27 protein-coding genes and 1 pseudogene are annotated in these 25,321 nt (G+C 41.5%); 21 read left to right on the top strand and 7 right to left on the bottom strand.

The genetic code is table 11. The annotated features are described in order from the left end of the window. Nucleotides 1-120: 120 nt before the first annotated feature. The gene (locus HFA01_RS04525; RefSeq protein ID WP_146813659.1) at nucleotides 121-1,224 is read right to left on the bottom strand and encodes a diguanylate cyclase; all 1,104 of its coding nucleotides are present in this window, start codon (nucleotides 1,222-1,224) and stop codon (nucleotides 121-123) included. A 235-nt stretch (nucleotides 1,225-1,459) separates the two neighbouring features. On the opposite strand from HFA01_RS04525, the gene HFA01_RS04520 reads away from it, so the two are divergent. The 5 genes from HFA01_RS04520 (at nucleotide 1,460) to HFA01_RS04500 (ending at nucleotide 5,594) form a co-directional block, all read left to right on the top strand. Next, on the top strand, nucleotides 1,460-1,669 hold the full coding sequence (locus HFA01_RS04520; protein WP_146813657.1) for a transcription initiation factor TFIIIB: 210 nt from the start codon (nucleotides 1,460-1,462) through the stop codon (nucleotides 1,667-1,669). Nucleotides 1,670-1,814: 145 nt separating this feature from the next. Next, nucleotides 1,815-2,897, top strand: a complete 1,083-nt coding sequence (locus HFA01_RS04515; protein WP_146813655.1) for a mechanosensitive ion channel family protein — start codon at nucleotides 1,815-1,817, stop codon at nucleotides 2,895-2,897. A 261-nt stretch (nucleotides 2,898-3,158) separates the two neighbouring features. Further along, a complete protein-coding gene (locus HFA01_RS04510) occupies nucleotides 3,159-4,406 on the top strand; it encodes a hypothetical protein (protein WP_146813653.1) in 1,248 nt (415 codons plus the stop codon). Nucleotides 4,407-4,445: 39 nt separating this feature from the next. Further along, nucleotides 4,446-4,958: a GNAT family N-acetyltransferase gene (locus HFA01_RS04505; protein WP_146813651.1), complete on the top strand. Its 513-nt coding sequence runs from the start codon at nucleotides 4,446-4,448 to the stop codon at nucleotides 4,956-4,958. Nucleotides 4,959-5,114: 156 nt separating this feature from the next. Next, on the top strand, nucleotides 5,115-5,594 hold the full coding sequence (locus tag HFA01_RS04500; protein ID WP_146813649.1) for a hypothetical protein: 480 nt from the start codon (nucleotides 5,115-5,117) through the stop codon (nucleotides 5,592-5,594). 255 nt (nucleotides 5,595-5,849) lie between these two features. Here HFA01_RS04500 and HFA01_RS04495 read toward each other — a convergent pair whose 3' ends face one another. Further along, complete coding sequence (locus tag HFA01_RS04495; RefSeq protein WP_146813647.1) at nucleotides 5,850-6,461, bottom strand: DUF421 domain-containing protein; 612 nt, start codon at nucleotides 6,459-6,461, stop codon at nucleotides 5,850-5,852. Nucleotides 6,462-6,467: 6 nt separating this feature from the next. After that, nucleotides 6,468-7,787, bottom strand: coding sequence for a voltage-gated chloride channel family protein (locus HFA01_RS04490; protein WP_146813645.1), 1,320 nt, complete (start codon nucleotides 7,785-7,787; stop codon nucleotides 6,468-6,470). An 828-nt stretch (nucleotides 7,788-8,615) separates the two neighbouring features. Between HFA01_RS04490 and HFA01_RS04485 the strand changes: the two genes are divergently transcribed. The 9 genes and pseudogenes from HFA01_RS04485 to HFA01_RS04450 all read left to right on the top strand — a co-directional run bounded on the left by HFA01_RS04485 (nucleotide 8,616) and on the right by HFA01_RS04450 (nucleotide 13,992). Further along, entirely contained in the window at nucleotides 8,616-8,894 is a 279-nt protein-coding gene (locus HFA01_RS04485; protein WP_146813643.1) for a hypothetical protein, read from the top strand. Nucleotides 8,895-9,064: 170 nt separating this feature from the next. Next, nucleotides 9,065-9,319 carry an MreC domain-containing protein gene (locus tag HFA01_RS04480; protein ID WP_146813641.1) on the top strand — a complete coding sequence of 85 codons (255 nt, stop codon included), beginning with the start codon at nucleotides 9,065-9,067 and terminating at the stop codon, nucleotides 9,317-9,319. 18 nt (nucleotides 9,320-9,337) lie between these two features. Beyond that, nucleotides 9,338-9,748, top strand: coding sequence for an NUDIX hydrolase (locus tag HFA01_RS04475; RefSeq protein WP_146813639.1), 411 nt, complete (start codon nucleotides 9,338-9,340; stop codon nucleotides 9,746-9,748). A gap of 261 nt (nucleotides 9,749-10,009) precedes the next feature. Next, complete coding sequence (locus HFA01_RS19270; RefSeq protein ID WP_503826409.1) at nucleotides 10,010-10,216, top strand: DUF4306 domain-containing protein; 207 nt, start codon at nucleotides 10,010-10,012, stop codon at nucleotides 10,214-10,216. Between the two features lie 53 nt (nucleotides 10,217-10,269). Continuing rightward, nucleotides 10,270-10,584, top strand: a complete 315-nt coding sequence (locus HFA01_RS04470) for a hypothetical protein (RefSeq protein WP_146813637.1) — start codon at nucleotides 10,270-10,272, stop codon at nucleotides 10,582-10,584. 150 nt (nucleotides 10,585-10,734) lie between these two features. Next, nucleotides 10,735-10,872, top strand: a pseudogene (locus tag HFA01_RS19065) (DUF6366 family protein); the annotation flags it as partial. Nucleotides 10,873-11,395: 523 nt separating this feature from the next. After that, complete coding sequence (locus HFA01_RS04460) at nucleotides 11,396-12,400, top strand: DUF3231 family protein (protein ID WP_146813635.1); 1,005 nt, start codon at nucleotides 11,396-11,398, stop codon at nucleotides 12,398-12,400. A 43-nt stretch (nucleotides 12,401-12,443) separates the two neighbouring features. Beyond that, nucleotides 12,444-12,935 carry a hypothetical protein gene (locus HFA01_RS04455; protein ID WP_146813633.1) on the top strand — a complete coding sequence of 164 codons (492 nt, stop codon included), beginning with the start codon at nucleotides 12,444-12,446 and terminating at the stop codon, nucleotides 12,933-12,935. 172 nt (nucleotides 12,936-13,107) lie between these two features. Then, nucleotides 13,108-13,992: an NAD(P)-dependent oxidoreductase gene (locus HFA01_RS04450; protein ID WP_146813631.1), complete on the top strand. Its 885-nt coding sequence runs from the start codon at nucleotides 13,108-13,110 to the stop codon at nucleotides 13,990-13,992. A gap of 72 nt (nucleotides 13,993-14,064) precedes the next feature. Here the strand turns inward: HFA01_RS04450 and HFA01_RS04445 are convergent, their stop codons facing one another. Then, complete coding sequence (locus tag HFA01_RS04445; RefSeq protein WP_146813629.1) at nucleotides 14,065-14,658, bottom strand: TetR/AcrR family transcriptional regulator; 594 nt, start codon at nucleotides 14,656-14,658, stop codon at nucleotides 14,065-14,067. Nucleotides 14,659-14,825: 167 nt separating this feature from the next. Here HFA01_RS04445 and HFA01_RS04440 point away from each other — a divergent pair, with 167 nt between their 5' ends. From HFA01_RS04440 to HFA01_RS04420, 5 genes are all read left to right on the top strand, one after another. After that, a complete protein-coding gene (locus HFA01_RS04440; RefSeq protein WP_146813626.1) occupies nucleotides 14,826-15,821 on the top strand; it encodes an NADPH:quinone oxidoreductase family protein in 996 nt (331 codons plus the stop codon). Nucleotides 15,822-15,986: 165 nt separating this feature from the next. Then, nucleotides 15,987-16,379 carry a nuclear transport factor 2 family protein gene (locus HFA01_RS04435; RefSeq protein ID WP_146813624.1) on the top strand — a complete coding sequence of 131 codons (393 nt, stop codon included), beginning with the start codon at nucleotides 15,987-15,989 and terminating at the stop codon, nucleotides 16,377-16,379. Nucleotides 16,380-16,443: 64 nt separating this feature from the next. Beyond that, nucleotides 16,444-17,592: a winged helix-turn-helix domain-containing protein gene (locus HFA01_RS04430; RefSeq protein ID WP_146813622.1), complete on the top strand. Its 1,149-nt coding sequence runs from the start codon at nucleotides 16,444-16,446 to the stop codon at nucleotides 17,590-17,592. A gap of 64 nt (nucleotides 17,593-17,656) precedes the next feature. Next, nucleotides 17,657-18,937 (top strand): MFS transporter, encoded by a 1,281-nt coding sequence (locus tag HFA01_RS04425; RefSeq protein ID WP_146813619.1) that lies wholly within the window; start codon nucleotides 17,657-17,659, stop codon nucleotides 18,935-18,937. Nucleotides 18,938-19,109: 172 nt separating this feature from the next. Beyond that, complete coding sequence (locus tag HFA01_RS04420) at nucleotides 19,110-21,041, top strand: fructose-1,6-bisphosphatase (RefSeq protein WP_146813617.1); 1,932 nt, start codon at nucleotides 19,110-19,112, stop codon at nucleotides 21,039-21,041. 101 nt (nucleotides 21,042-21,142) lie between these two features. Here HFA01_RS04420 and HFA01_RS19060 read toward each other — a convergent pair whose 3' ends face one another. Both HFA01_RS19060 and tgl read right to left on the bottom strand, forming a co-directional pair. Next, a complete protein-coding gene (locus HFA01_RS19060) occupies nucleotides 21,143-21,325 on the bottom strand; it encodes a YjcZ family sporulation protein (protein WP_246139270.1) in 183 nt (60 codons plus the stop codon). Nucleotides 21,326-21,442: 117 nt separating this feature from the next. Continuing rightward, nucleotides 21,443-22,279, bottom strand: a complete 837-nt coding sequence (gene tgl, locus HFA01_RS04410; RefSeq protein WP_146813616.1) for a spore coat transglutaminase TGL — start codon at nucleotides 22,277-22,279, stop codon at nucleotides 21,443-21,445. A 337-nt stretch (nucleotides 22,280-22,616) separates the two neighbouring features. Here tgl and HFA01_RS04405 point away from each other — a divergent pair, with 337 nt between their 5' ends. Both HFA01_RS04405 and HFA01_RS04400 read left to right on the top strand, forming a co-directional pair. Then, a complete protein-coding gene (locus tag HFA01_RS04405; RefSeq protein WP_146813614.1) occupies nucleotides 22,617-22,970 on the top strand; it encodes a glyoxalase superfamily protein in 354 nt (117 codons plus the stop codon). A 74-nt stretch (nucleotides 22,971-23,044) separates the two neighbouring features. Continuing rightward, the gene (locus HFA01_RS04400; RefSeq protein ID WP_146813612.1) at nucleotides 23,045-23,701 is read left to right on the top strand and encodes a YdeI/OmpD-associated family protein; all 657 of its coding nucleotides are present in this window, start codon (nucleotides 23,045-23,047) and stop codon (nucleotides 23,699-23,701) included. Between the two features lie 36 nt (nucleotides 23,702-23,737). Here HFA01_RS04400 and brnQ read toward each other — a convergent pair whose 3' ends face one another. Further along, on the bottom strand, nucleotides 23,738-25,120 hold the full coding sequence (brnQ, locus tag HFA01_RS04395; protein ID WP_146813610.1) for a branched-chain amino acid transport system II carrier protein: 1,383 nt from the start codon (nucleotides 25,118-25,120) through the stop codon (nucleotides 23,738-23,740). Between the last annotated feature and the right edge of the window lie 201 nt (nucleotides 25,121-25,321).

Raw genomic sequence — 25,321 nt, 5'->3', positions numbered from 1 at the left:
GTCTAAATATATGTGGCAGCACCGATTTTATTTGACGGATAGACCCTCGTCCTAACCGATCATCCATTAAATATCCTCTCCCAACGGCTTAAAGTACAAAAAAAAGAGCGTAACTGTGAGTTACGCTCGATGACTCGCCCATTTGTAACCAGGGGAGATGCAGACCTTATTCCTGCCGGTTTGTTTGGCATCATACAACGCATGATCCGCTTCTTTGATTAGTAACTTCGGCTCGCTCGTCGTTTCATTGTAACAGGCGAGTCCGATGGAAACGGTCACATGAATCATTTGTCCTGTTGTTAAAAGAAACGAGTGGTTTTCCACTTTCTCTCTAATTCTCTCACTGATATCACGGGCTCGTTCTGTAGGACAATCCAATAGAATGACTGTGAATTCTTCCCCGCCATTTCTACTTACAATATCAAAAGAACGTACCGTATTACTCAAAATCCGGCTCAGCTCGATCAGTACTTGGTCGCCTTCTTTATGCCCGTAGGTGTCGTTGACCTTTTTGAAATGATCAATATCTATGTATAAGAGTGAAAGTTTTTCTTCTTTATGTACCGCCTGAGCAGCAATTTTATTAAAGGATTGGTCGAACTTACGAACATTGTTCAACCCGGTCAAGCCGTCGGTGGCAGCTTCTGCTTTGTATTTGTTCAACAGATTCTGACTTCTCCGCAAAAATTCAATCACATAGAAAGAAACAAACCCAGCCATATAAGAGATGATCCAAAAAGATGGAATCAAGACAGTCAGGGTACTTACACTTTGTAAAAGGTAGACGATCAAAATCGTGAACATGATATTCGATGAGGTTAGGATCAAGAAGATTTTGACCCGCTTGGACATGTTGAGTCTTGTGATGGTCAACGTGAGGAGTGTAATAGAAACGATTAGGAATAAAGCCAGCAGCGAGGATGTGTTGAATCCGATAAAAAAGCGTCCGATAATCACGAGGAACATGGACGCAAGCGCTGGAACCGCTCCTCCATAATAGGCGACTAAAATCACGGGAATATGACGCAAATCCACAATGGTATTGTCAAAATGCATGCTGTATTGCATAAGGACATTGGCTAAGATCCCTGCTAGAAAACCTGAAACAATTTTGGCTTTCAACGTTGAAGACCGGCTCAAAGGCATGGCTTGTGTCGACTGGGAATAAACGAATAAGGATGCAATCAAAAGGGCTAGATTGGAAATTAGTTCTTTTAGAATCATTGGGATCACCTGTGTATGTAAAAAATTCCTCGCAAGTGAGGTTGGTTTAAACTCCAGTCACTACTCTCGTTCTTCTGCAGCTGTTTATGTAAGAGAAAAGGGAAGATCTTTGGTATAGCCTGTGTAGTATTATATACTTTTCTTATAAAGGAAGAAACTAGAAAACTCTAAAAATGCTGCGTTCGGTCTATAAGACTGGCTGAACCGTTGCATAACCATAGGAGGAGGGGACAGAATGAAACATTTATCGAATATAGAAGAATGCCCGAAATGTGGGGGAAGGGAATTAGGGAGAGGAAAGCAGAATGGATATGCTGTTATGCTTCCGATTAATAAAGCCATGTCGTTTGGTTCCGAAGTGGAACATATCATCTGTACAAGCTGTGGGTATATCGTCGAGAGCTATGTGAAAAAGCCGGGGAAGTTCAAAGGAACGATGAAATAAATACTATAGAATCGGCAAGCTTGAAAAAAAGCGAGATCGGAGCCTGGTAAGAACGGTGCGCAACGAGGGAGGAGTTTTCTATCTTTTGTTTAATAGATTCAAAGAGGCAACGAAAGGATGATCGTTTTGTATGGAGTGAGTACTTATGCTTTTTAACCAGGTAAACGAGTGGCCCTGGACAGATATATTGATCGTAATAGGCTTTTTACTGTTTCTATTCTTGCTTCGCTTAGGGTCCAGCTTTTTGATTAACCGGATCTTCCGGGAGAAGGGGAGCATTCAGAAAGCGGCCTTCTCCTTGATCAATTGGGTAGTATTCAATGGCCTGCTTTTATTTGTCATTTTCTATTTCTCGGATGCCGCGTGGCTGCTGTATCCGCTATTCACCATCGGTCAAGTAGACATTACATTATTCCTGATCATCATTGCGGTGCTGATCATTACTTTCGCCTACAGACTATCCAAGGTTTTGAATGAGCATCTGCTGCCATTTTTCTTCGAACGCCACCATCTGGATAAAGGCATCCAGTTCACGATGGAGCGGGTCGTCCACTATGTCATTATGGTCGTGGCGATACTAGTCAGCTTGACGACCGTTGGCATTGACTTGAGTGCCCTGACCGTATTTGCCGGTGTATTAGGCGTGGGGATCGGCTTTGGTATGCAGAACATCGCCTCCAATTTCATCTCAGGATTGATCCTCCTCTTCGAACGTCCGATAAAAGTCGGAGACCGAGTGCTGATTGACGACGTCATCGGGGATGTTGAAAAAATCAGTATGAGAGCGACAGTGGTCCGGACGCTGGAAAATGAGCACATCATTATTCCGAACTCCTATTTTCTAGAGGAAAAAGTGGTTAACCGTTCGTTCACCGATCCAAGGCTGCGCCTAACCATTCCCATCGGGGTGGCCTATGGAAGTGATGCGCAAGAAGTGAAAGAAATCCTTCTTCATGTCGCTCAGCTGTCTAAACAACAGAACGCCATCGTTTTGGATTCCCCTGCACCTTTTGTGAACTTCAAGGGATTTGGAGATTCATCGCTCGACTTTGAACTTTTCGTGTGGATTTCCGATCCTAAAGAGGTCATCCGTATGAAAAGTGAGCTGAATTTCTCTATTTATGAGCAGCTGAATGAAAACGGGGTTGAAATCCCTTTTCCTCAAAGAGATTTGCACATCAAGTCTGCTCCTGCCTCCTTGATTTATGGTCAGCATGAGGATTCTTGAGTGAATGGTTACTTTAAGCATAAGTCCACAATAGGGACTTATGCTTTTTTTGGTCTTTGATTTATTGAAATGTTATAGAATATCTCGAAACTGAGTCTTCAAGTATAGGGCAGGTTAGTTGAAGACTCAGTTTCGAGATATTAGCAACGTTAGAATTATTTAATTCTATTTTAAGGAGGTCCTGTTACTCGCTTTCTAAATGACCTAATATTGGTAATTTGTTATAATTTGAGTAATTAGAAATAGAGAGGACTAACTAGTATGGAGACCTACATAAAACGAATCGAAGACCTTAATATAACCTCCAATATCGCTCGAAATAGAGAGATGATATCGCTTATTGAAGAAGAAAAAGAACTTGAAGGTCAAGAACAAGTGTTAGAACGATTAGAACGAATTAAATTAGTTTTAGATGCACTAGAAAGCAGAATAAATTCCGCTGATTTCATTCTCACGCCCTACGATTCGGTTAAAACCATTAATGACAACTTAAACAATATGTATAATCAAATAAATGGTTATAAAGGTAATAATCAAATCGCGAATCTAACTAATGCAAATACAAATTGTGATACCATTCTAAAGCTTACACAACACCTCTCAATCCCTCATTCTATTGATGATCTTGAGCAATTTAGAGAACATATCCACACTGTAAAACGTTCAATTAGTCAACACCGTGCAAATGTAGCTGATGACGGTGAAAAGGTAGCAGGATTAAAGACTACATTAGAAAATGAAACTACTGATCTAACACAAAAGCTTACAAGCTATGAAGAAGAAATTAGAACCTTAAAAGAGCACCTTCCCAAGCAAATCGAAGAACTATTAACCACACAAAAAGATAATTTCATCACAGAAAAAGACAAAATCTTAGAAGAAGAAAGGAATGCTTATGTAGAGCAACTAGGGAAATTGATAGAAAAAGTTGATGAACAAGCAGGTGAAACGAATAAAAGCTTAAGGAAAAAAGAAAGCGAACTTAATGAATTGTTTGAGTTTGTGACAGATAAGACTATAAGCGGCGAGTTTAATAAAGCAGCTAAAGATGAAGACAACGCCAGGAAAATGTGGACTAAAATAACAATAGGAGGATTCGGAGCATTAATTTTGTATTCCGTTTGGGTGTTTTTCGCTTCTGAATTTTTTGTTGAAACTCCTTCATCATTTTCTCTCGTAGAAATCATCAAGAAACTTTCGATTACTCTAGGTATAGGTGCTCTAATAACATATTCAGCCAAACAAGCTGGGGATCATAAAAGAGAAGCCCGATACAACCGAAATGTACAAATGAAGATCCAATCAATCAATCCATACTTACAAAATTACGAAGATGAATCACCTCAAGAAGTTAAAGAAATGAAACTTAAATTAGCTGATCATTTATTTACCAAAGAGACAGCAGCTACAACTAACCATGAAAGCAGCCAACAGAATAACGCAGACAATACTCAAGTGCCATTACAAACTATACTGGAGCTTTTAAAGCAATATAATAATCCCAAGTAAAAATTTTACCGGGGAATTAAAGAGATAAGGGGCAATTATATGTTCGATTTGGATTTACTTGAAAACAAAAGGAAAATAAAATTAATGCCTTTAGTTAAGAAGGAGAATGTTGAATACGAAATCGAGAACGAAAAGTACGAAATTGAAAGGAACGGAAGGGTTCTTTCAATTATTGAAAGATCAGACGAAGTTTTAATTCTGTATAGAACTTTATACGATGTTCCTGAGCATGAGGAAAGTTCCATTCATCTTAAGCTCTCAATAATTACGAGTAAAGGAAGGTATGTCCCCAACCCATTACTGTATGCACATTTTTTAAATTCTAAGACCATAGCTCTTGCAGATGTTCAAGTTCACGACCAGATAGAGAATAATGGTTACGGGAAAATTCTCTTGGAAGGCCTAATACAGATAGCACATGAGTACAAAGTGGCTGACATAAATGGGTTTTTAGCAGCAAGAGATAACTTCAACAAACTGAAGCACTTTTATAGTAAAGTTGGATTCACGGTAGATGGAACAAACATCAACTGGACTAGAAAAACCTTATAAAAGAATTTGGTTTCACAAGGGAAAGATTAGGATGAACAACCTCACTACCAAGATATCTCGAAACCGAGTCTTTAAGACACGGGGGCGATCACTCAATAGATGGTCATCCTATTCTACAAAAAGAAGGAGCAAGGAAATAAAAAAGGAGGAATTAGGGTGAGTGAATTGACCCGAGGAATGCAAGGGTATTTTAAGCAAAGTATCAAGATTAAGAAAATCCTACTTATATTTCTTACGTTGTTTGTTATCTTATCGTTTGCCTTGCACTTTCTTAAGTTACCAGTGAATCTGGTTGGTTGGACTACAACATTCGATGTTAAACACCCGGAATATATTCCTTTTGATGCTGATAAACAATATGGAAAAAAAGCAGGTCTTGATCGGGTTTCGTTAAATTACGAAAATTCTTCAAGTACTCTAGTCGTTTGGGTCACAAACGAGATTGGCTGGAATAATGTGTCAAGTTGGGAAGAGGAAATGTCTCTTTCAGACGGGACAAAAGCTTATTATACAGAGAGTGATGGTATCCAGATAATGAGTTGGCGGATCAATAATGTTGAATATGCTATAGACTATACAGGCAGTGAATCATTAAGTAGAAATGAATTCATTAAAGTTGCTTCTTTAATGAAATAATTTCAGTACTTTTCTTGGATTGATATGAGTTACTAGCTACTATTATCTTTACTGGATATCTTGAATTCAAGTCTTCAACTATAGGGGGCTTTAATTGAATAATCCCAATATAAAAAATTAAAGATTTCCATGGATTTGGAAGTTATTTCTTGTTGGTAATATCAACACTGAACTTCAACAAGAGCTATTACCTTAAGAAGAGAAAGTTCTTAGAATACGTTAAGTCTGGAACATCAAGGCTTATAATTTTTACTCCTAATCCAGCTTCTCTTTAGGCTTTTCCTGATGCTTTCTATTTTTAACCTCGGTAAACAAGTTATCCGAGGTATCGGATTGAGCACTCGACGTATCATTTTGTGGTTTATACTGCCGGGCTTCAATTAACGATTTGAGCATTTGAATATCCTCTTTCGTCGCATAATCCTTATCAGGCTTCAGCATATACCCTAACTGACCATTGGGTTCTATGGTCGCCCATTGCAAATCCGAAAAGTGCTTAATCTTCTGCTGTCGCATACGTACCTCAAGCATATCGACCGTTAAGCGCAATCTTTTTAAATTGGCTTCATTAATCTGACCGTTTTCGACCACCAGCAGTGATTTTCCGTAGATGAAGGTTTCCAGAGCATTCGATCTCAAAACTACATACTCAATCGTAAGAAGGGTCAGGACCATGAGAAAGGTGATCGCCATGGTTATCCAGATGTTGCGGTCGCCCACCGGCTGAATAATCAAGGATCCAACCGCGATCATCATGACCGTCTGGGCTACCGTAAGCTGGGAGATGGACTTTCGGCCGGCTAACCGTAAAATAAGGACACCGCCAACCACAACGACAATGGCTTTCCATATGAAGTTAAAATCCATAAGTATCTACCTCCATCGCCATCCATTTGGCTTTTTCTTTTTCTCCACATTTTCTAGCGTTTTTCCCGGGGGAATACGATATAACCTGCTCTTAAGGCCGTAAATTTTTTGAGAAGGCCATAGTCCGTGATGTCCTGAAAAAAGATAACTGACTAAACAAGCCACCAAAAAGAACTCTAGTCCTTTTCCGTCAAACATCTCCATCGCTAAAAGGAATGCGGCCAAAGGGGTGTTGGCCCCTGCACAAAAGGCTGAAATTAATCCTAAGGCCGCGAGAAAAGACAGGGGCAAGTCAACAAAGGCATGTAAAGCATTGCCCAGTGTGGCACCAATGAAAAATAAAGGAATCGCTTCCCCGCCAACAAATCCGCTACCTAAAGTTACCGCCGTGAATACAAGCTTCGCCAGGAAGGCAAAGGGAGGAACGTCCTCCTGAAAAGATTGTTCAAGCATCTGTAATCCCCGGCCGTTATAATCTTGGGGTCCCACGAGGAGTGTGAGTCCTACAACGATCAGTCCTCCTACGAAGGCTCGTTTCATATGATTTTTATTAAAAAGTTTCTCAGAGATATTCTGGATGCCGTGCCTCAGCTGACAGTAGCACACACTGACCAGGCTGAAGATGATCGCTAATAGAATCACCTTCATAAAAGTAATCATCGATCCTTCCGGCACGCTCTGAATGATGAATGCTTCGTGCTCATGTCCCCAGGCTGCCGTCGTTACATAGTGGCCGACGAAGCTTGCCGTCAGACAGGGAACGAATGCTTCCAATTTCAGTTTTCCTAATGCCGTCATTTCCATGCCAAATACAGCACCGGTGATGGGTGCTCCGAAAGCAGCTCCAAAGCCGGCGCTTATTCCGCTCATCAGCAGCGTTTTTCTGTCCAGTTTGTTTACCTTAAAGAATTTATTGACGGCGGCCGCTACACTGCCGCCCATCTGGATAGCTGCGCCTTCCCTGCCCGTTGATCCGCCAAACAGAACGGTTATAAAGGTACCGAGGTAGACGATTACCCCCATCCGCCGCGGCACTTCTTTTTTTCCATGAACGGAATCGATCACCAAATTATTTAATTCCGCCGTGTCATTTAAGGTGTTATTTAGAAACACCTTGCCGTAGTTCATATACAAATATCCTATGAGAACTCCTCCAAGAGGGAGGAAGTAGATCAGCCAATCTCTTTTTAACCGGACCTCATCTCCAAGAAAATCGTTCACTTCTAAGAGGAAAGTGGTTGCCGATCCGACAATAAAACCAATTATGCTCCCAAAGAAGATCCATAAGCCCAGGATTGAAAAGAAGTTTTTATACTTTAGAAGCATCCACCAATCACCTCATTTGCATCTAGTGGAAATGTTGGTTCTAGTTTTGCCTAATGGAATAGAATTATGAAAACATGGGTGGAATAAATGAGGGTTAGAGGCTGCGATTTCGAAGATTTGGTCCAGGCATAGGATGACCCTGGTTCAGGAATTACGAATCAGTATCCTTAATGTTTAACACTCAATTTTAAGTCACAAGTAAAGGGGCTTTACTTCAACAATGAGAATACCTTTCTTATTAGGTCAAGGATGCCATTGATAAATAAAGAGGAATCTGGAATTCGGCAAATGGCAAGAGAGGTACTATCATTGAATATGGTAAAAGGAATACGAAAGCAATTATAGAAAAATACCAAGAGGAAAATTTGCTACCCTCAGATATGTAAAAAAAATCCTCTATTCATGAAATTAAAAGAGTTATTTGAATACAATTTTATGTACATGTACTTGGATGAAGAAAATCTACCGGAAGAACAAGTAAGAATCATGAACCATTTTAGAATGAGGATTGAATTTAATCATCCCATTCTTAATTTGTAACCGCACCTATAATATATCGAAATCAAGTCTTACATAAACGGGGGCGATTGTTTTATAAGATAATTGCCCTATTCTTGTTGAAAACAAAATTTATTAAGTATCTACTTAACTGCAAAATTTTCTTTAGTGTGAGCATACACTTTCAATACGGAGGTGTTTACATTGAGGAAGATCACTTGGGCAGGAGTTTTTTTACTTACTATCCTTATCGGAGGGGGAATTGTTTTTTATTTTGGATTCCAAAGCATGAATAGCGAAAGGACGAGTAATCAGGAGATTGAAATAACGATGAAAGATACGGAAGAAGTAGCTGAAATTATAAACTACATAAAAGACAAATTTTCCAGTAACTACAAAATAAAGGATGTTTATTTTGACCGTGATCGTAAATCTATTTCCGTCGATACAAGTTTTACAAGATCAGACCTTGAAGATGGAAGTAGATTTGAAAAAGAAATTGTAGATGAGCTTCAATTGTACAATAAATCTGGTGAAAGAATTTCATATATGATTGAAATAAACTTTAGCGACGGAAGTTTGTTTTCAAGCATAGTCATTTTAAATTGATTGTATAAAATTCAAAAAATTTTCCTTTTATATCTTTAACTACCTTGAGCTTGAGTCTTTCGCTAAAGGAGGCAATTCATGAACAATACATTGTTTTTTAAAACTATGTGGATGAAAGTATTGAACTAAAGGAGCAGGTAAATGAAATAGGTAATTAAGGGGATGTTTACTTGAAGAATTGGTGGAAATGGTTTTACACTGCTTTTGTAATGTTGATTACATTTACGATATTGCAGTATAGATTTTTAACTTGGATTACTTCAGAAAAACCAGTTACCTTCTACACAATTGGATGGGGTCTATCTTTAGCAGCCGTAGTTGGTTTACTAATTTACAAATGGAAAAAAGAAAGTAACATAGAAGAACTTAAACAGGAAAATGAACGATTAAAAGAAGCATTAGAATATTATCGTAGTAAACCATGAAGGGAGGAGTGATCGAAAGTGAATCGAGTTGATATAGCTTACGTCTTAATTTTTGATGAAAGGGAAGAGAAAGTGTTGATGGTGAAGAACAAAGGTAGTGGATGGTCTCTTCCTGGTGGTGCTGTTGAAAAAGGTGAAACATTCGAACAAGCAGCCATACGAGAAGTGAAGGAAGAGGCTAATTTAAAAATAGAAGTTGAGAACATCGTTGCCGTAAATGAAGCTTTCTTTGAAAATAAAGGCCATCATGCTCTGTTTATTACTTACAAAGCGAAGGTTGTAGAAGGTGCTCTTCAAATCATACATAAAGACGAGATCGATGAACTAAAGTGGACAGATATAGAAACCGCAAATACAGTCATGCCTTACTATACCGGCGGGGTAGAAAGATTACTGGAATCATCTGCCCCCTATACATTTCAGGGTTAATCTATTGTTTCGGCGGAATTACGAGTCATAAAAGAGAGGGCGATTCCTTAACTGGAGAATCGTCTTTTTGTTCGTGGAAAGAGTCTAATGTGACGCAAGATTGATTCTTACAATTCTTCCATTAATATTGTATCAATCACCCCTTTAGTGTAAAATTACACAAAAGGGGTGGTCGCATTGAAAAAATGGTGGTTCTTATGGTTTTTGAGTATTCCGCTGTTTTTAGTTACCTATTTATATTCTTTCTTTATGACATAAAAAATCGCCTTTTGGTCCCAGGAAGAGTGTAAGCCGCAATTTATTTTTACACCAAAAGATGTGCCGTATTGCAGTGATATCTATGCGATTGATGTCATTTTACTATCATTAAAAAGTAACCCAATTTCCTATTTATGTATGTTCTTTGCGCTTTACATCATCGGCTTTTTGATTTTTCATGTAATCCAGTTCATACGGCGCTTTTATTAAGCTTAGGATACATAAGTTCTAAAAGATCCCTCTCATTGAAAGGTGGTAATCATTTGTCCCCAACCATTCCGTTCTGGCTTGTTGCAATCTTTTACTTATTTATCATCATTTCATTTGCTGTAGCTGTTCGAAGGATAATGAAAAAACAATTACTCGTCCCATCCGTTCTTTCGGTTATCTTTCTTCCTTTTTCTACTGTATTGTTTGTTTTCTCAAGTATAGGCAGAGGCAATCAAAATGAATGGGAATATTTTATAAGTAGCGTAATGGGATTTGAATTATGGGCATGGATCTGCCTGGTGATTTTTGCTTATTTGCTTTACTGGTGGTATTTAGTGTTTCGTTCAAAAGGAATTCGGGATGTTTGATTGCACCTATTCTGATCTAATATATAGGTATCTTGATTCTATGTTTTCCAGGATTGGGTTCATCATAGATAAAAATGTACGAATATTGGGGGTGGACTAGTGAGTGAAGAAAAACCTGAAACGAAGAGGGAAAGATGAAGACAAGAGGAATTAATAAAAGATCCGTCAGGGAGTATCCACGGCGGGGAACTTCCTGACTTAGCTGGGAATCTAGGGTGGAAAGCGACTGGGATCATCCTTCTTGTTTTAATTGTAGGATGTATCTTATTTGCTCTTTTCTTTGGTTGATGATCTATTTAAATTCAGATTTCGGTTTATTCGAAAAGGGACTCTAAAATAATTTTTCAGACTGTCCCCCTAATGTTTTAAAGGAGAGATAAGGATGAAAGGTCTTTAGTCTAGAGTTTTTGGTAAACAAGGACCTGCTCTCGACTTCAAGAGGCGTGAAGGGAACTGCAGATGAATTGTCTGAGCTATCAGGCCAGGGTGGTTTGGTGATTGCTGAAGAGAGCGATCGTGAAGTACATGTAGATCGTCTGATATGATCGCTGAGAGTATAGCTAGGTTAGTTTCTTTTGAGTAATAAGTAGATACCAAGGTTTTTCAATAGCTACATACATAATGGGAATCTATATACTAGAAAAGAGACTTAACTGAATGTGAAAGGTGTTTTGACTCTTAAACCATAAAGCCATTCAAAGATGAGGATGCATGCCATAAGGAGACTTAATCGGTTAAAATCTTAGCAACTCCTTCTCCAAAGATATATAAAACCTTTATCCTTTGGGCATTATGAAGATGAGGTGATTATATGGATAAGGATGAAGTGAAATTCACTTCTGCCGAAATAGGAACATTGTGGGGGCAGTATGTCAATGGAACCGCCATTCAAGTCGTAAATAAATATATGTTGTCTATTATAGAAGATGAGAAAATAAAACAAATATTCACAGATTCAATTAAAACTTCAGATCATCAATTACAGGAAATAGAACAGTTTATTAAAAACGATGGGTTCCCAGTTCCAGATGGATTTTCAGATTCAGACCTTAATGAAGGCACGGATCGATTGTTTTCTGACATCTTTTGTTTACACTATTTGCATATTATGACGCTGCACGGTCTAATAGGGCATACGACCTCACTGAGTTCTTCTGTCAGAAGAGATTTAAGACATTTTTATGAATCTTGTAGTAAGGAAGCTATGAGTATGTTTCAGCGAACTACTGATTTGCTATTGGAAAAAGGGCATTTCCAAAGAGATCCTTCCTTTTATCCTGAAACAAAAACGGAATATGTGTCAGAACAGAAATTTATTAAAGGTTTTTCAAGCGAAAAACGTCCTCTAGCTGCAACAGAGATTATTGCGGTTTCCCTCAATTTAAAGAAAAAAATATTGGAAAAATCACTCTCCATAGGATTTAGTCAGGTTGCCCAATCCAAAGAGGTTAGAAAATTTCTGGAAAGTATGCAAAGTGAATCCAACAAACAAATTCAATCATTAGGTAATATCTTAAAAGGAGACAACTTGCCTGTTCCGATGTCTTGGGAGTCAGAAGTTACGACTTCACAGGATTCCCCCTTTTCTGACAAGTTAATGTTGTACCACATGGGTTTCTTATTACAATCTGCTCAATCCTACCATGGGTCAGGTTTAGCAACAGCCATGCGCGTCGATCTCGTAGCCACATATGAAAAAATTATATTAAAAAATATAATGATTACTAAAGAATGGTTTAATTTGATGACTAAAAATAATTGGTTGGAGCAGCCCCCACTTGCCCCAAATAGAAAGGAAATAGCAAAACATAAGTAGATAGAACTTCTGATAGAAAAGGCATAGCAAATTAGGTGAAGTTATGGGAATAGGTTATTCAAAAAAAAGTAAGCAATTAGAAGTTTTATTATGGAGTATTGCTCTGCCGGGCTTTGGGCAATTGCTGAATGGTAAATATATCAAAGGAATATTGTTAGTGGTTTTAGAACTGCTTGTTAATGTAATGGGAAACTTTAATAAAGTCATAATTTTGAGTTTTAATTTTAGGATTGAGGAAGCAATCGCTGAAACCAATTATATGTGGCTCATGTTTTATCCGTGTTTGTATTTCTTTTCGATATGGGATGCCTATAAAGATGCTGGTGGTGGGGAGGAAAAGCCTTTTGCTTATCTGCCATTTGTCTCCTCCGCCTATTTTGTGACCATAGGTCTAATCTTTTCTTCCGAATTTACACTTTTTGGATACTTCATCGGGCCATTATGGCTCCCTGTGCTCTTTTTGCCGGTTGGTTTAGGTATAGGGGCGAGTGTGAGAAGGTTATTATTGAAAAATCACCCAAAGGAAACCGTCTAAACATTCACTCTCTTAATGGAAGAACAGCCTCCACTAGAGGGAGAACACAATCATTTAACAGCACATAATCATTTACTTTCCCTATGCCTATTAAGTTTGTGTGTTTCTCTTCTATATCATGTGCTAAAGTTGCTATACTTGTAACAACTTTATGTAAGAGAGGAAGAGGCAGATGACGAAACAAACCATAGGTTTCATCGGCGCAGGTGTGATGGGGAAAAGCATGGCACGCAACTTGATGAAAGCTGGATATGAGCTGAACGTGTTTACACGGACGAAAGAAAAAGCGGAGGGTCTTGTAGCTGAAGGTGCAAATTGGAAGCAAAGCGTAGCCGCTCTAGCTGAGCATTCGGATGTGATCCTTACGATTGTCGGATATCCAAGCGATGTAGAAGAAGTATATTTCGGTGGAGATGGAATTTTAGGAAATGCGAAGTCAGGTTCCTACATCATCGATATGACGACCTCTTCCCCTGATTTGGCTCAGGAAATCGCCTCAAAGGCTGAAGCGAAGGGTATTCACGCGTATGATGCTCCTGTGTCAGGCGGGGACGTTGGAGCTAAAAACGCGAAGCTCACGATCATGGTCGGCGGCAGTGAGGAAAAGTTTGATGAAATCCTTCCTGTTTTTCAAGCGATGGGAGAAAATATCGTCCTCCAAGGAGAAGCAGGAGCCGGTCAGCATACGAAGATGAGTAACCAAATTGCGATTGCATCCGGCATGTTGGGGGTCTGTGAGGCCATTACATATGCAGAAAAAGCCGGCCTTGACCCTAAGAAAGTGTTAAGCAGCATTCAATTCGGTGCTGCAGGAAGCTGGTCGTTGTCTAATCTTGGACCGAGGATGATTGATGGAGACTTTGATCCAGGATTTTATGTGAAGCATTTTATCAAAGATATGAAAATTGCTATTGATTCTGCGGAGAACATGCAGATTCCCGTCCCTGGATTGAAACTTGCAAAGCAGTTGTATGAGGAACTGAGTGAAGCTGGTGGGGATAATGACGGAACGCAGGCGTTGTATAAGTACTATCAAATGATGACGCCAGTTTCATAAAAGAGTGGGTAAGAGCGATGGGGCGGCAGTCATGCTTGAACCTATAGAAAAAAGCGACCGAAAACGGTCGCTTTATTTTTTATAACGAAGAATCTGCAAGATAGATTCGTAACAGGCATTCCGGTAATAGTCATGCAGTCGATCGTCATCTCTCATCAGCCATTGAATCAAGCTTCCGTCAATCATACAGCGGATACTGATCACTGTTTGTTCCACATCGTCGACTTCAAAAATTTCCTCTTCCAGTCCTTGTTGGATAATCTCTCTGCCGATGGACCAACAGTTTTCGTAGAATTTTTGGTTGATCTCTTTATACGAATCGTTATTTTTCACTTGGGATAAAAAGTCCAGGTACACACGGTAGAAATTTTTATTTTCTTCTGGACTGATGAACACGCGGTCGATGTAAGCTTCAAGCTTCCCTATAGCCGTTTCCTGTTCACTGATGGATGCGGCTTCTTTTTCATAGATGCGTGTCGTGATCCATTCAAACAATTGCGTGAACACATCGGATTTATTTTTAAAGTAATAATTCGTGACCCCTTTGCTGACATCGGCATAATCGGCGATATCCTGTAAGGTGACGGATTCATAGCCTTTTTCAGTTGCGGCTTGGAAGGCAGCTTTTAATATCTGTTTGCGTCTCTGTTCTGCTTTTTTTGCCATTATCTAATCTAACCTCCAGTGGATGCTCTGTTTATTATACAAGAAAAAGAGAGGATGTTCGAATCTTTTATACTGACTGGTCAAAATAAATTGACCAGTCAGTATAAAATGGTCTATGATAGATTTATAAACTAGTAAATGAGGAAGCAGAAAGGGGAAATGAACGGATGACAAAAGAATTCAATGCACTTGTCGTGAACAAAACAGAGGAAGATTTTTCAGTGAATGTGGAATCGTTGACTTTGGAAGATCTGCCGGAAGGGGATGTAACGATTCATGTCCACTATTCCAGCGTCAACTATAAAGATGGGCTGGCAAGTATTCCGAACGGCAAAATTGTTCAGTCTTATCCTTTCGTTCCTGGCATCGACCTTGCGGGGACTGTCGTTACGTCCAATGATGATCGCTATCAGGAAGGGGACGAGGTTGTCGTCACCAGCTATGAATTAGGGGTTTCCCACTATGGTGGATACAGTGAATATGCACGTGTCCCTGGCGATTGGGTCGTGCCATTGCCGGAGAATATGACGTTGAAGGAAGCGATGGCTTTCGGAACAGCAGGATTCACGGCAGCGCTCTCTGTCCATCGCCTTGAAGAAAGCGGCGTCAAACCGGAAGATGGAACGATTCTTGTGACCGGAGCTACCGGTGGTGTCGGCAGTATGGCGGTTTCGATGCTCGCTAAACGTGGATACCATGTAACGGCTAGTACAGGGAAAGAATCGGAACATGAATATTTGAAAACGCTAGGCGCAGAAGAGATCATTTCCCGTGAAGAAGTGACGCCTGAGAAGATCCGCCCGATCGGTAAGCAGAAGTGGGCAGGTGTTGTTGATCCAGTCGGAGGGAAAACATTGGCCTCTGTCCTGAGCAATACGAAGTATGGTGGTGCGGTTGCTGTAAGTGGTTTGACTGCAGGGGTGGAAGTGCCGACAACGGTGTTCCCGTTCATTCTTAGAGGGGTGAATCTGCTCGGTATTGATTCCGTTTATTGCCCTAAAGACTTGAGAGAGAAGTTATGGACGCGTATGGCTACCGATCTCAAGCCGGATGATTTAGGGGAAATCGAAAAGGAAGTTTCTCTTAAAGAACTTCCTGATACCTTGTCTGCGATCTTACAAGGAAAGGTAAGAGGAAGAACAGTTGTGAACATCCTTTCCTAAATGAGGAAAAGGGTATGACCGTCTCCTTTTAACTGAGAATCAACCATCTGGAAAGCGCAACCCTTTGAAGGGTTGCGCTTTTTTTCATAAATCTTGAGTATTTGGAAAGTGTTTGAAATAATTTAAAGATACATAACTAAATCCATGATGAAAGGGTGTTTACCTATGAGTTCTGAGAATACTGCGGCAGGTTCCAACAAAGAAAGAGCCATATCTTTTCTGAAGCAAGTGGCAGGTGGAGAAGTAAGGGGAGCGTATCAAAAGTATATCCATCCTGATTTTTCCCATCACAACCCTTACTTCCGAGGAGATCAAGATTCACTCATGATTGCAATGGAAGAGGACGCATCCAAGAACCCTCAGAAGACACTCGAAGTCCATCGTGCAATAGAAGAAGAAGAGATCGTGGTTGTGCATTCGCATATTAAACAATACCAGGAAGACATTGGTGTAGCCGTTGTCCATATGATGCGCTTTGAAGAAGGGAGAATCGTGGAGATGTGGGATATCGGTCAACCGCTTCCGGAAGATTCACTGAATGAAAATGGTGCTTTCTAGCTTAAGATGTCGTTGAGATGCTATGTGTTTTAAGGACTGATCTGCAGAAGTGAAGGTGGAACCAATGGAAAAATTAAAATGGGTCGATCATGAGCTGAAAGTCAAACATGGATCAGAAGAAGTTACTTTGCTCCCAAAAGAATATCAGTTGCTGCAGTATTTATGGGAGCGGCCGTTTCAAGTGTTCACAAGAGATGATCTTCTTGATGCGGTGTGGTCGATGGAAAATCCGACAGACCGCACCGTCGATGACCATATCTATCGTCTCCGGAAAAAGCTGATCCCGCTCGCTTCTATCTTGAACATTGCCACAGTAAGGGGGAAAGGATACCTTCTGAAAGTAGATGAGGAAGTCCATCAAAGTCCCCTCACAAAAGACCAGGAAGTTGCTTCCAGTGCGAAAGTGCTTTTTCATAAGTATCATCTTTACGGGCAGGGAAAAGCATTGAAGGTGCTGGAGGAGAACCAGGACATCTTCGGTTTTGAACTCAGTGTTGAGAACCAGTGTTACCTCCACTTCATGAAGGGTGATTTCCAGTGGTTTCTGAGGGATGAACGTTCTTTTTGGGATGTTTGTTATTATTTGCTGCATATCTATTCGTACATTCAACCCGATCAAGAGAAAAGCCTGGCTTATTTCACAAAAGCGTTAGAGGAAGAGAAGATCCCCGAATTTCACAGGACGGAAATCAGATTGTTGAACCGTTTGAGCCTTTTGATTTTTACCAAGAGGCTGCAGGAAGCAGAAGGCCAGCTCAGCGCTTCCAAGAATGAAGTCGAACAACGAGGGTTACAGTCGTTGTATCCTTTGATTCTATTAACCGAACTCTATCTCGTATTCTTGAAAAACGAAAAGACGGCCATCAAGGAAAAGATGAAGGAAGTAAGAGAGGCGATTGAGCAGTATCCTTACTCTCGTGAACAAGCAACCTTTGTCGTGTTAAGAGGGATTCATTGCTTTTGGAATGAGGAAGAAGCAGAAGCGGAACGGTTCTTTCAAGAAGGCTTCAAGCTTTTCAAGGAAGCGAAGTATTTTCCAGGCTTACTCATCAGTCTGAACGTGATCCTCTTTTTTATCAAAGAATTCCGGGCGGAGAGTGATTTACTCTCTACATACAAAAAGATGTGGCAGGAACTCGCAGCGGAAAACCGATTCTCCGAATTGGAGACTCAGATCGAGTACCAATTAGTTTTCCATTTGAATAAAAAGTAATCTCTGATATTCTTCTGATATTTCTCCGTTATGCTTTTGGCAAGACTTCGGGGAGGTATGAAAGATGAAACAGAAACATTCAATTTGGAAAAACAGGAACTTCGTTACGTTTTTTTCAGCGAATGGGCTATCTAATTTAGGGAATTGGCTGGACTTTGTCGCGGTATTGATTCTATTTCGATATACGTGGAAGGCGGATCCTTTGCTGATTGCCCTGATCCCTGTCATGTATGCGATCCCCAGCATTTTGCTCGGGCAGTTCGCTGGTGTTTTCGCGGATCGTAAGGATAAGCTGAAAATCCTCATTTACTCCGATTGGGTTCGAGGTGTTCTGACGCTCGCGCTCGTTTTTACCCCATTCCCATTCCTTGCACTTGCTCTGATTTTCTTAAGAAATACAGCAGGGGCGATCAGTCTACCTGCGCAGCAGGGGCTGGTGAGAAGGATCGTCGATGAAGAAGCCATCATGAAGGCGGTAACGATCAACGGAAGCCTGTTTCAACTCGTGAAAGTGGTGGGGCCTTTGCTCGGTGGCTCCTTGACCGCGGCTTTTTCTCCCTCTTTTTCGATAGCGATTAATGGCATTTCGTTTTTTCTTTCCGGAGTGATCCTTTTGTTCATTCGTCCGAAGAAGCAAGAGGGGAATGAAGAGAAGAGTAATCGGGGGAAGGACGTTGGATTCTGGGCGTCGTGGAAAGAGGGCTGGAGTTATGTATTGACCAGTCGGATTCTGACCGCCAGCCTCTTATATGGGATTGTCACTACTTTGACGATCCAGATGATTGATGCACAGTTTGTAACTTTATTCAGTGAAGTCTATCCTGAAAGACCAGAGCTTACCGGGTGGGTCATTTCAGCAATCGGAATTGGATCGCTTCTCGTTGTCCTCGGTTTGAATAGATTGGATGAAATGAAGAGGTACGGTTGGTTTTTCGGTAGCGCGAGCCTTTTCATAGGAGTGATGACCAGTGGTTTTGGTTTTCTGGACGCTTCTACCTTTCTTTTTGTAGTTATCGGTCTTGGTTTGTTGGGAGGGATCGGGAATGGTCTCGCCTTTACTGCTGTCAATTACCTGATTCAGACAGAGCCTCCAAAAGAAGCGATTGGGAGGGTATCCGGCATCGTTGACTCTACACTGAGTTTATTGTTTATCCTCGGTCCGCTTCTGGGCGGTCTGCTCATTCATCAATTTGGTGTAACAACGGCATTTAAAACCATCGGCATCTGCTTATTAGGTGTTGGTTCGGTAGGGATTGTCTTTCAGAAACTGATCTGGAAGCGGCCCAGCACAAAAGGAAGTCAGCATCTGCAGAGCAAAAAGGTCCAAGCGAATTCTAATGCTTAACTTTACGTCTTTAAGGGGGATTTTCCAAAAGCAGGAATCCCTCTTTTTTTATCAAAGAGTATTGTTTTAGACAGAATCCTTTGAAATAATTAAGAGGAATAGCAAGGCTTGTCAGAGAGTTCGTCTTTAAATAAATGATCTCATGGTGAATTTTGAAAGGGGATACATAACCTTGAATACAAAATACTTAGACTTACTTGCTCAAAAATACGACAGCGAAGAAAAAGTGGTCACCGAAATTATCAATCTGAAAGCGATTCTTAATCTGCCAAAAGGAACCGAGCATTTTGTCAGTGACCTTCATGGGGAATATCAAGCGTTCCAACATGTCCTGAGGAACGGCTCTGGGAGAGTTAAAGAAAAAATCAGGGATCTTTTTGAAGAGGAGATGTCTGGAAAAGAACTGGATGAATTCGCCACACTCGTGTTTTACCCGGAAGAAAAAATCAAGCTCATCAAGAACGGTTTTGACAATAACGAAGAGCTGGAAATGTGGTACACGTGTACGATCGACCGTATGATCAAGCTCATTTCCTATGCTTCTTCCAAATACACACGTTCGAAACTTCGCAAGGCTCTGCCGACGCAATTCGTTTATATCATAGAAGAACTGCTCTACAAGACGGATGACATTACAAATAAAGAATCGTACTATAAGAAAATTGTTCAACAGATCATTTCCCTTGGTCAGGCGGACAAGCTGATCAGTGGTCTTGCTTATGCTACACAAAAACTAGTGGTGGACCACCTTCATGTTGTTGGCGATATTTACGACCGGGGACCGGAGCCGGATAAAATCATGGAAACCCTCATTCATTATCCGTCGGTTGATATTCAGTGGGGCAACCATGATGTCTTATGGATCGGTGCTTTTGCCGGATCAAAGGTGTGTCTAGCCAACATCCTTCGCATCTGCGCCCGCTATAACAATCTGGAAATCATTGAAGATGCGTATGGCATCAACTTACGACCGCTGCTCAACCTTGCCGAAAAATATTATGGCGACCATGCGGCGTTCAGACCTAAGATCCATACCGATGACAAACCATCGGACCATGAGCAGCTGCAAATTACAAAAATGCATCAGGCGATTGCGATGATCCAGTTCAAGCTGGAAAGTTCAATTATTAAAAGGCGTCCATATTTCAACATGTCTGAGCGCTTGCTGCTTGAAAAAGTGGATTATGACCGGGAGGAAATCACGCTCCACGGGAACACGTATCCGCTTGTAAATCCGTGCTTTTCAACGATCGATCCTGAAGACCCGAACCGTCTTCTAGAGGAAGAAGAACAGGTCATCGAGAAGCTGTTGTTTTCCATCCAGCATTCAGAAAAGCTTGCCAGACACATGAAGTTTTTGATGAAAAAGGGCAGCCTTTACTTGAAATACAATGGCAACTTGCTGATTCACGGGTGCATCCCGGTCGATGAAGAAGGTAATATGGAGAAAATGACGATTGAAGACAAGTCCTATGCCGGGCGTGAGCTGCTTGATATTTTTGAGCATTATCTACGCCATTCGTTTGCGAATCCAAAAGAAACGGATGATCTCGCAACCGATATGGTCTGGTATTTGTGGACGGGGCAGTACTCCTCCCTGTTCGGAAAAAGAGAAATGACGACGTTCGAGCGTTACTTCATCTCTGATAAAGCCACCCATAAAGAGAGGAAAAATCCTTACTATTATCTGCGGGAAGATGAGGAGGTCTGCCGGAAAATCCTTGCTGAATTCGACCTCAACCCAGACCAGGGACATATTATTAATGGGCATACGCCTGTCAAAGAAATTGAGGGAGAAAACCCGATCAAAGCAGGAGGGAAGATGGTCGTCATTGATGGAGGTTTTTCGAAAGCCTATCAGTCGACGACTGGGATTGCCGGGTACACCTTACTGTATAACTCCTTCGGCATGCAGCTTGTCGCCCATAAACGCTTCAACTCGAAGGAAGAGGTTCTGCGGGATGGAACGGATGTTTTATCTGTGAAGCGATTGGTAGATAAAGAGCTTGAGAGGAAAAAGGTTCTGGAGACGAACGTCGGAGAGGAACTGCTGCAAGAGATTTATATTTTGAACAGTTTGATGGAATACAAATATATGAAGTAAGATGATATAAAAAGGCCGATAGCTCACGGGGAGCCATCGGCCTTTTTTAGTTTTTCTCTGTGTCCATGGGGGGTTCCCTGACGGACGATTTTAGTAGTGGTCTACCACTTGATGCTGCAGCCGACAATGATCAATAGAATGAACAATACCACAATCAAAACAAAATTGTTTCGACGTGGACGGCAGTGGTGCATTGGAGCAACCGGCATGTGAGGCATATTTGCACCCATATATGGTGCGTTCACGTTTGCACCCATCGTGTACGGAGCATTAACATTTTCCATGTGAAAACATCCCTTTCGTTTTGTTTCTTTGTCACTATATTGTACTCGCCTAGCGCAAAGTTGAGCCCGTCAACCTTAAAAATGGGTGCATGTCACGGGTACTCAAAACAGGAGTCTTCAATGGTTCGGCGTATAACTCAGCTCGTACAGGTACTGTCTGAAGGAGACGGAAGTTTTGTTATGGTGGACGATAAATGGCCGCGTTTTATGGATGGTACGTCCTGTGGAGAATCTGGCCAGCGGTTGGAACGATGGACGGGTGATCAAGCCCGATAAATAAGAGGACTGTTGGCTGTCAGGTTTTCTTTTCGTATTAAGGCCTTCAATCATCTTGTCTTCCGTCCGAATGCTGAATCCATGCCCGAAAAACTCTTCGTTACCGATGGCAATCGCATTGACGCCTCTAAACCAGGGCGTTGTCGGATTCACATCAGGATTGTTGAAATAAACAACATCTCCAGGAATATAATGATTGGCAAAAAAAGAATACAAACCAACGTCATCATCGGTATGCCAGCTGTATAAGTAGAGGTTCGGAAAAAGAGTGCTGAAAGAAGAGGCCCCCATCGTTTTCAGGAGTCCATGATAAAAGTTGATCACACAAGCGGTCGCACACTCGAATTTATACAGATCACTATTGGAGAAAATGTCGCGGATAGCTGAAGCAGGAGAGACCTGACGTTTTAATAAAAACCCACCCGCTGTTGTCCGCTGCCAATACTCAGGATTGCAGCGGGCCGTTCGGAACGTAGCAAAGGTGGATTCCCCTTCATCCATCTCTTTTGCACTGGAGATGATGTTTTTTCTGCTCTTCACTTCAAATAAAAGCTCCTTCTCTGAGGAAAAAGAGTAGACATTCGGAGTCTTCTGTAAAGCTTCTATAATTGTCATTTCTGTTGAATCGGCTTTCCACGAATCACTTGGTTGAAACGGCATCCCGGATACCTGGATCATACGGTTCCTCCTTTGCGAAGTGAAGCATCTGTCCTTGTACCTATCCTATTCATGAGTGGAGGGGATGATGTGTAGCTGCTTACGGGATGAGGGGTGTTGTATGCATGGAGTTGTGTTCCAGGAGAACGGAGCGTGAGAACCAAGGACCGCGCGTGAGAACCAAGGACCGCGCGCGAGAATCAAGGACCGCGCACAAGAAAAAGGAGTCTTAGTCCCATCCTTCCATCGAGGAAAAAAGCTGATCAACGGCCAAATCCACGGTAGAAACCTGTTATTTTTCTAAGAATATTCTTTATAATAGAAAGGTGATCGTCATGAAATCGGAGGGGGAGAGCGAATGCAGAAGGTCATTCCGACGTTGAAAATCTCAAGTGAGGAAAAGAGTCAGGCTTTTTATATAGATGCCCTCGGATTTCGAGTGGACTGGGAGCACCGTTTTGAACCGGGTTATCCCGTATTTATGCAAATCTCAAAGGGAGATTACCTGCTCTACTTGACCGGGCATGAAGGGGATTGCCAGCCGGGAGGTTTGGTTCATTTCCTCGTCGATGATGTCGATCATTTTTATCAGACATTACCGCAGGAAAAACTTGAAGTGAATCCTCCGTACGAAATGATTGAAGGCATCCGTATGTTAAGGATCAGCGATCCAGATGGAAATGAGCTTCGGTTTATGAATACGAAGAAATAACGATCAACCAAAGCAATTCTGCTATATTATTTTAGTATCATTCTTTGGTTTGACCTTAAGAGGAGGAGTTTATCATGCCAACCATCAAGGACAAGTTAAAGTTAACGAAATATAAGAATCTAGCAGTGCTTCACCAGCCGGAAGACTATGATTTATTTGATGAGGAATCGTCAACTCTATCTGAGCATCACGATGCGATTTTCATTTTTGTGAAGAATCTGGAGGAGATGCAAGCAAACTTACAAACGTTTCTCGATCATGAGGACATTGTAGCAGAGAAAGGCTACGTTTTCTTTGCCTATCCGAAAAAAGGGAATACGCGCTACGATTCATACATACACAGGGATGATATGTTTCCGGCATTGAGAATCGGGGAGGATAAGTACGTGGAGGGCAGTGATATCAAGTTTTCCCGAATGGTCAGTATGGATGACGTGTTCACAGTTGTTGGCATGAAGCGGGAGAAGAAGAAAGCCACGAAAACCGCTGCTGCCAGTCAGTGTGTCGCAGACTATGAAGATCTGGTAAAAGATGTTGAACATCTATTGCATGATGATCCGGTCGCACAGGGTTTTTTCAAGAACTTGACTCCAGGTTATCGACGGGATTGGGCGCGCCATATTTTTTCCGCAAAGCAGCAAGCGACTCGCGATAAACGGACAAAACAAATGGTGGATATTTTATCGGAAGGATATAAATCGATTGATTTGTACCGTCGTAAGAAAAAGTAGAAAAAGACCAAGCCCACGGGCTTGGTCTTTTGTATGCTAATGAGATAGATGTTCAGCTTCACGTGTAAGGACAGGGGATTCTGTTTTGTTTCCTTCTTTCAACAAGTAACCGAGGACAGCACCGAGCAATGCGGGCAGCATCCAGCCTAGTCCAATTTCGTATAGCGGAAGATACGATTGGTAGAATCCGCTAACCGACTCCAACAGAGGATTAGCCACACCAGGAATCGTTCCCAGTAGTGCGTTATAGCCATCAATGGTACTGACGAAAACGGTTAGCATCATCGCTCCGGCATAGACCGTACGTTTATGATGGAACAGTTTGGAGCTGAGACCGAGCAGAATCAGGACGATCGCCATCGGGTATAAGAACATCAGCACAGGGATCGCGTACTGGATAATGTTCGTCAGACCGAAGTTCGCGATCATGAACGACATCAAGGAAAGAACCAGCACGAATTTCTTATAGCTGATTTTCGGATAGACCGTATGGAAAAATTCACTGCAGGCGATGATCAGTCCGATACTTGTTTTCAAACAGGCAAGGACAATGATGATGGCTAGTAGAATTGCACCGTAAGGACCGAAGTAATGTTCAGCAACGGCGGCAAACGTGAGGCCGCCATTTTCAAGATTTCCGACGACAGATACGCTGGAAGCGCCCATGTAGGCGATGAGCCCGTAAATGAGCATCATGAGTACCATAGCGAAAAGCCCTGATTTCCAAGTCGTTTGGGCAATCGCCTTCGTATCGGTGATGCCCATATGACGGATCGCAGTTATAACCACAATTCCAAGCGCCAGCCCACCGAGAGCATCCATCGTGTTATACCCTTCCGTGAACCCGGTCATGAAAGGAGCGGATGCATAATCGCCGGTTGGGGCACCGAAATCGCCCATCGGTTTGACGATCGTGGTAACGATGAGTACGGATAAAAATAATAAGAACGTCGGCGTTAAGTATTTTCCTATGATATCCATGACTTTGGCTGAGTTCAGAGAAAAATAATAGACGAGTGCGAAAAATACAAAGCTGAACACAGCAAGCCAAAGTTGCGTCTGGCCTGGTTGGATGAAGGGTTCAAATCCAACGACGAAAGGAACGGTTGCTGTTCGCGGGATCGCGAAAAAAGGACCGATCGTTAAATAGAGAATGATAGCGAAAGAGATTCCGAATAACGGATGGATCCGTCCTGCCAAGTCATTCAACCCTTGACTACCGGACAATACAATGGCAAGGATGCCCATCAGAGGCAGGGCGATCGCTGTTACGAGAAATCCAATCAACGCCGGCCAGAAGGAAGTTCCCGCCATTTGTCCCAGTTGGATTGGGAAGATTAAATTGCCGGCACCAAAAAAGAGGCCGAAAAGCATCGTCCCGATGACGGCATACGTAGAGAATGAGTTTTGCTGTTTCATAGGTTCGTTCCTTTCTTGATGTAATGGTTTGCTTTAAAGGAATAAAGATAATCCTAACAAGAATCGCTGTAAGGAACAATAGACTTTTCGATATTCTTAGAAAGTTTTCTCGTGGCAACGCTTTCTATATGGATAAAAGGAAAAGGACTTCCTGAATAAGGAAGCCCTTTTACGGTTGGCCCGATATTTATAGCAAAGTTC

Source organism: Halobacillus faecis (assembly GCF_007991335.1).
In the GTDB taxonomy this organism is placed as follows: domain Bacteria; phylum Bacillota; class Bacilli; order Bacillales; family Halobacillaceae; genus Halobacillus; species Halobacillus faecis.
This window is presented reverse-complemented; position numbering and strand designations above follow the sequence as displayed.

Coding starts and splice junctions, on each gene's coding strand:
- HFA01_RS04435 (WP_146813624.1), top strand. CDS start 15,987: ATGAGTTCTGAGAATACTGCGGCAGGTTCCAACAAAGAAAGAGCCATA.
- tgl (WP_146813616.1), bottom strand. CDS start 22,279: ATGATCCAGGTATCCGGGATGCCGTTTCAACCAAGTGATTCGTGGAAA.
- HFA01_RS04515 (WP_146813655.1), top strand. CDS start 1,815: ATGCTTTTTAACCAGGTAAACGAGTGGCCCTGGACAGATATATTGATC.
- HFA01_RS04405 (WP_146813614.1), top strand. CDS start 22,617: ATGCAGAAGGTCATTCCGACGTTGAAAATCTCAAGTGAGGAAAAGAGT.
- HFA01_RS04425 (WP_146813619.1), top strand. CDS start 17,657: ATGAAACAGAAACATTCAATTTGGAAAAACAGGAACTTCGTTACGTTT.
- HFA01_RS04460 (WP_146813635.1), top strand. CDS start 11,396: ATGGATAAGGATGAAGTGAAATTCACTTCTGCCGAAATAGGAACATTG.
- HFA01_RS04485 (WP_146813643.1), top strand. CDS start 8,616: ATGAAAGATACGGAAGAAGTAGCTGAAATTATAAACTACATAAAAGAC.
- HFA01_RS04400 (WP_146813612.1), top strand. CDS start 23,045: ATGCCAACCATCAAGGACAAGTTAAAGTTAACGAAATATAAGAATCTA.
- HFA01_RS04495 (WP_146813647.1), bottom strand. CDS start 6,461: ATGGATTTTAACTTCATATGGAAAGCCATTGTCGTTGTGGTTGGCGGT.
- HFA01_RS04520 (WP_146813657.1), top strand. CDS start 1,460: ATGAAACATTTATCGAATATAGAAGAATGCCCGAAATGTGGGGGAAGG.
- HFA01_RS04490 (WP_146813645.1), bottom strand. CDS start 7,787: ATGCTTCTAAAGTATAAAAACTTCTTTTCAATCCTGGGCTTATGGATC.
- HFA01_RS04455 (WP_146813633.1), top strand. CDS start 12,444: ATGGGAATAGGTTATTCAAAAAAAAGTAAGCAATTAGAAGTTTTATTA.
- HFA01_RS04430 (WP_146813622.1), top strand. CDS start 16,444: ATGGAAAAATTAAAATGGGTCGATCATGAGCTGAAAGTCAAACATGGA.
- HFA01_RS04450 (WP_146813631.1), top strand. CDS start 13,108: ATGACGAAACAAACCATAGGTTTCATCGGCGCAGGTGTGATGGGGAAA.
- HFA01_RS04525 (WP_146813659.1), bottom strand. CDS start 1,224: ATGATTCTAAAAGAACTAATTTCCAATCTAGCCCTTTTGATTGCATCC.
- brnQ (WP_146813610.1), bottom strand. CDS start 25,120: ATGAAACAGCAAAACTCATTCTCTACGTATGCCGTCATCGGGACGATG.
- HFA01_RS04510 (WP_146813653.1), top strand. CDS start 3,159: ATGGAGACCTACATAAAACGAATCGAAGACCTTAATATAACCTCCAAT.
- HFA01_RS04440 (WP_146813626.1), top strand. CDS start 14,826: ATGACAAAAGAATTCAATGCACTTGTCGTGAACAAAACAGAGGAAGAT.
- HFA01_RS04505 (WP_146813651.1), top strand. CDS start 4,446: ATGTTCGATTTGGATTTACTTGAAAACAAAAGGAAAATAAAATTAATG.
- HFA01_RS19060 (WP_246139270.1), bottom strand. CDS start 21,325: ATGGAAAATGTTAATGCTCCGTACACGATGGGTGCAAACGTGAACGCA.
- HFA01_RS04445 (WP_146813629.1), bottom strand. CDS start 14,658: ATGGCAAAAAAAGCAGAACAGAGACGCAAACAGATATTAAAAGCTGCC.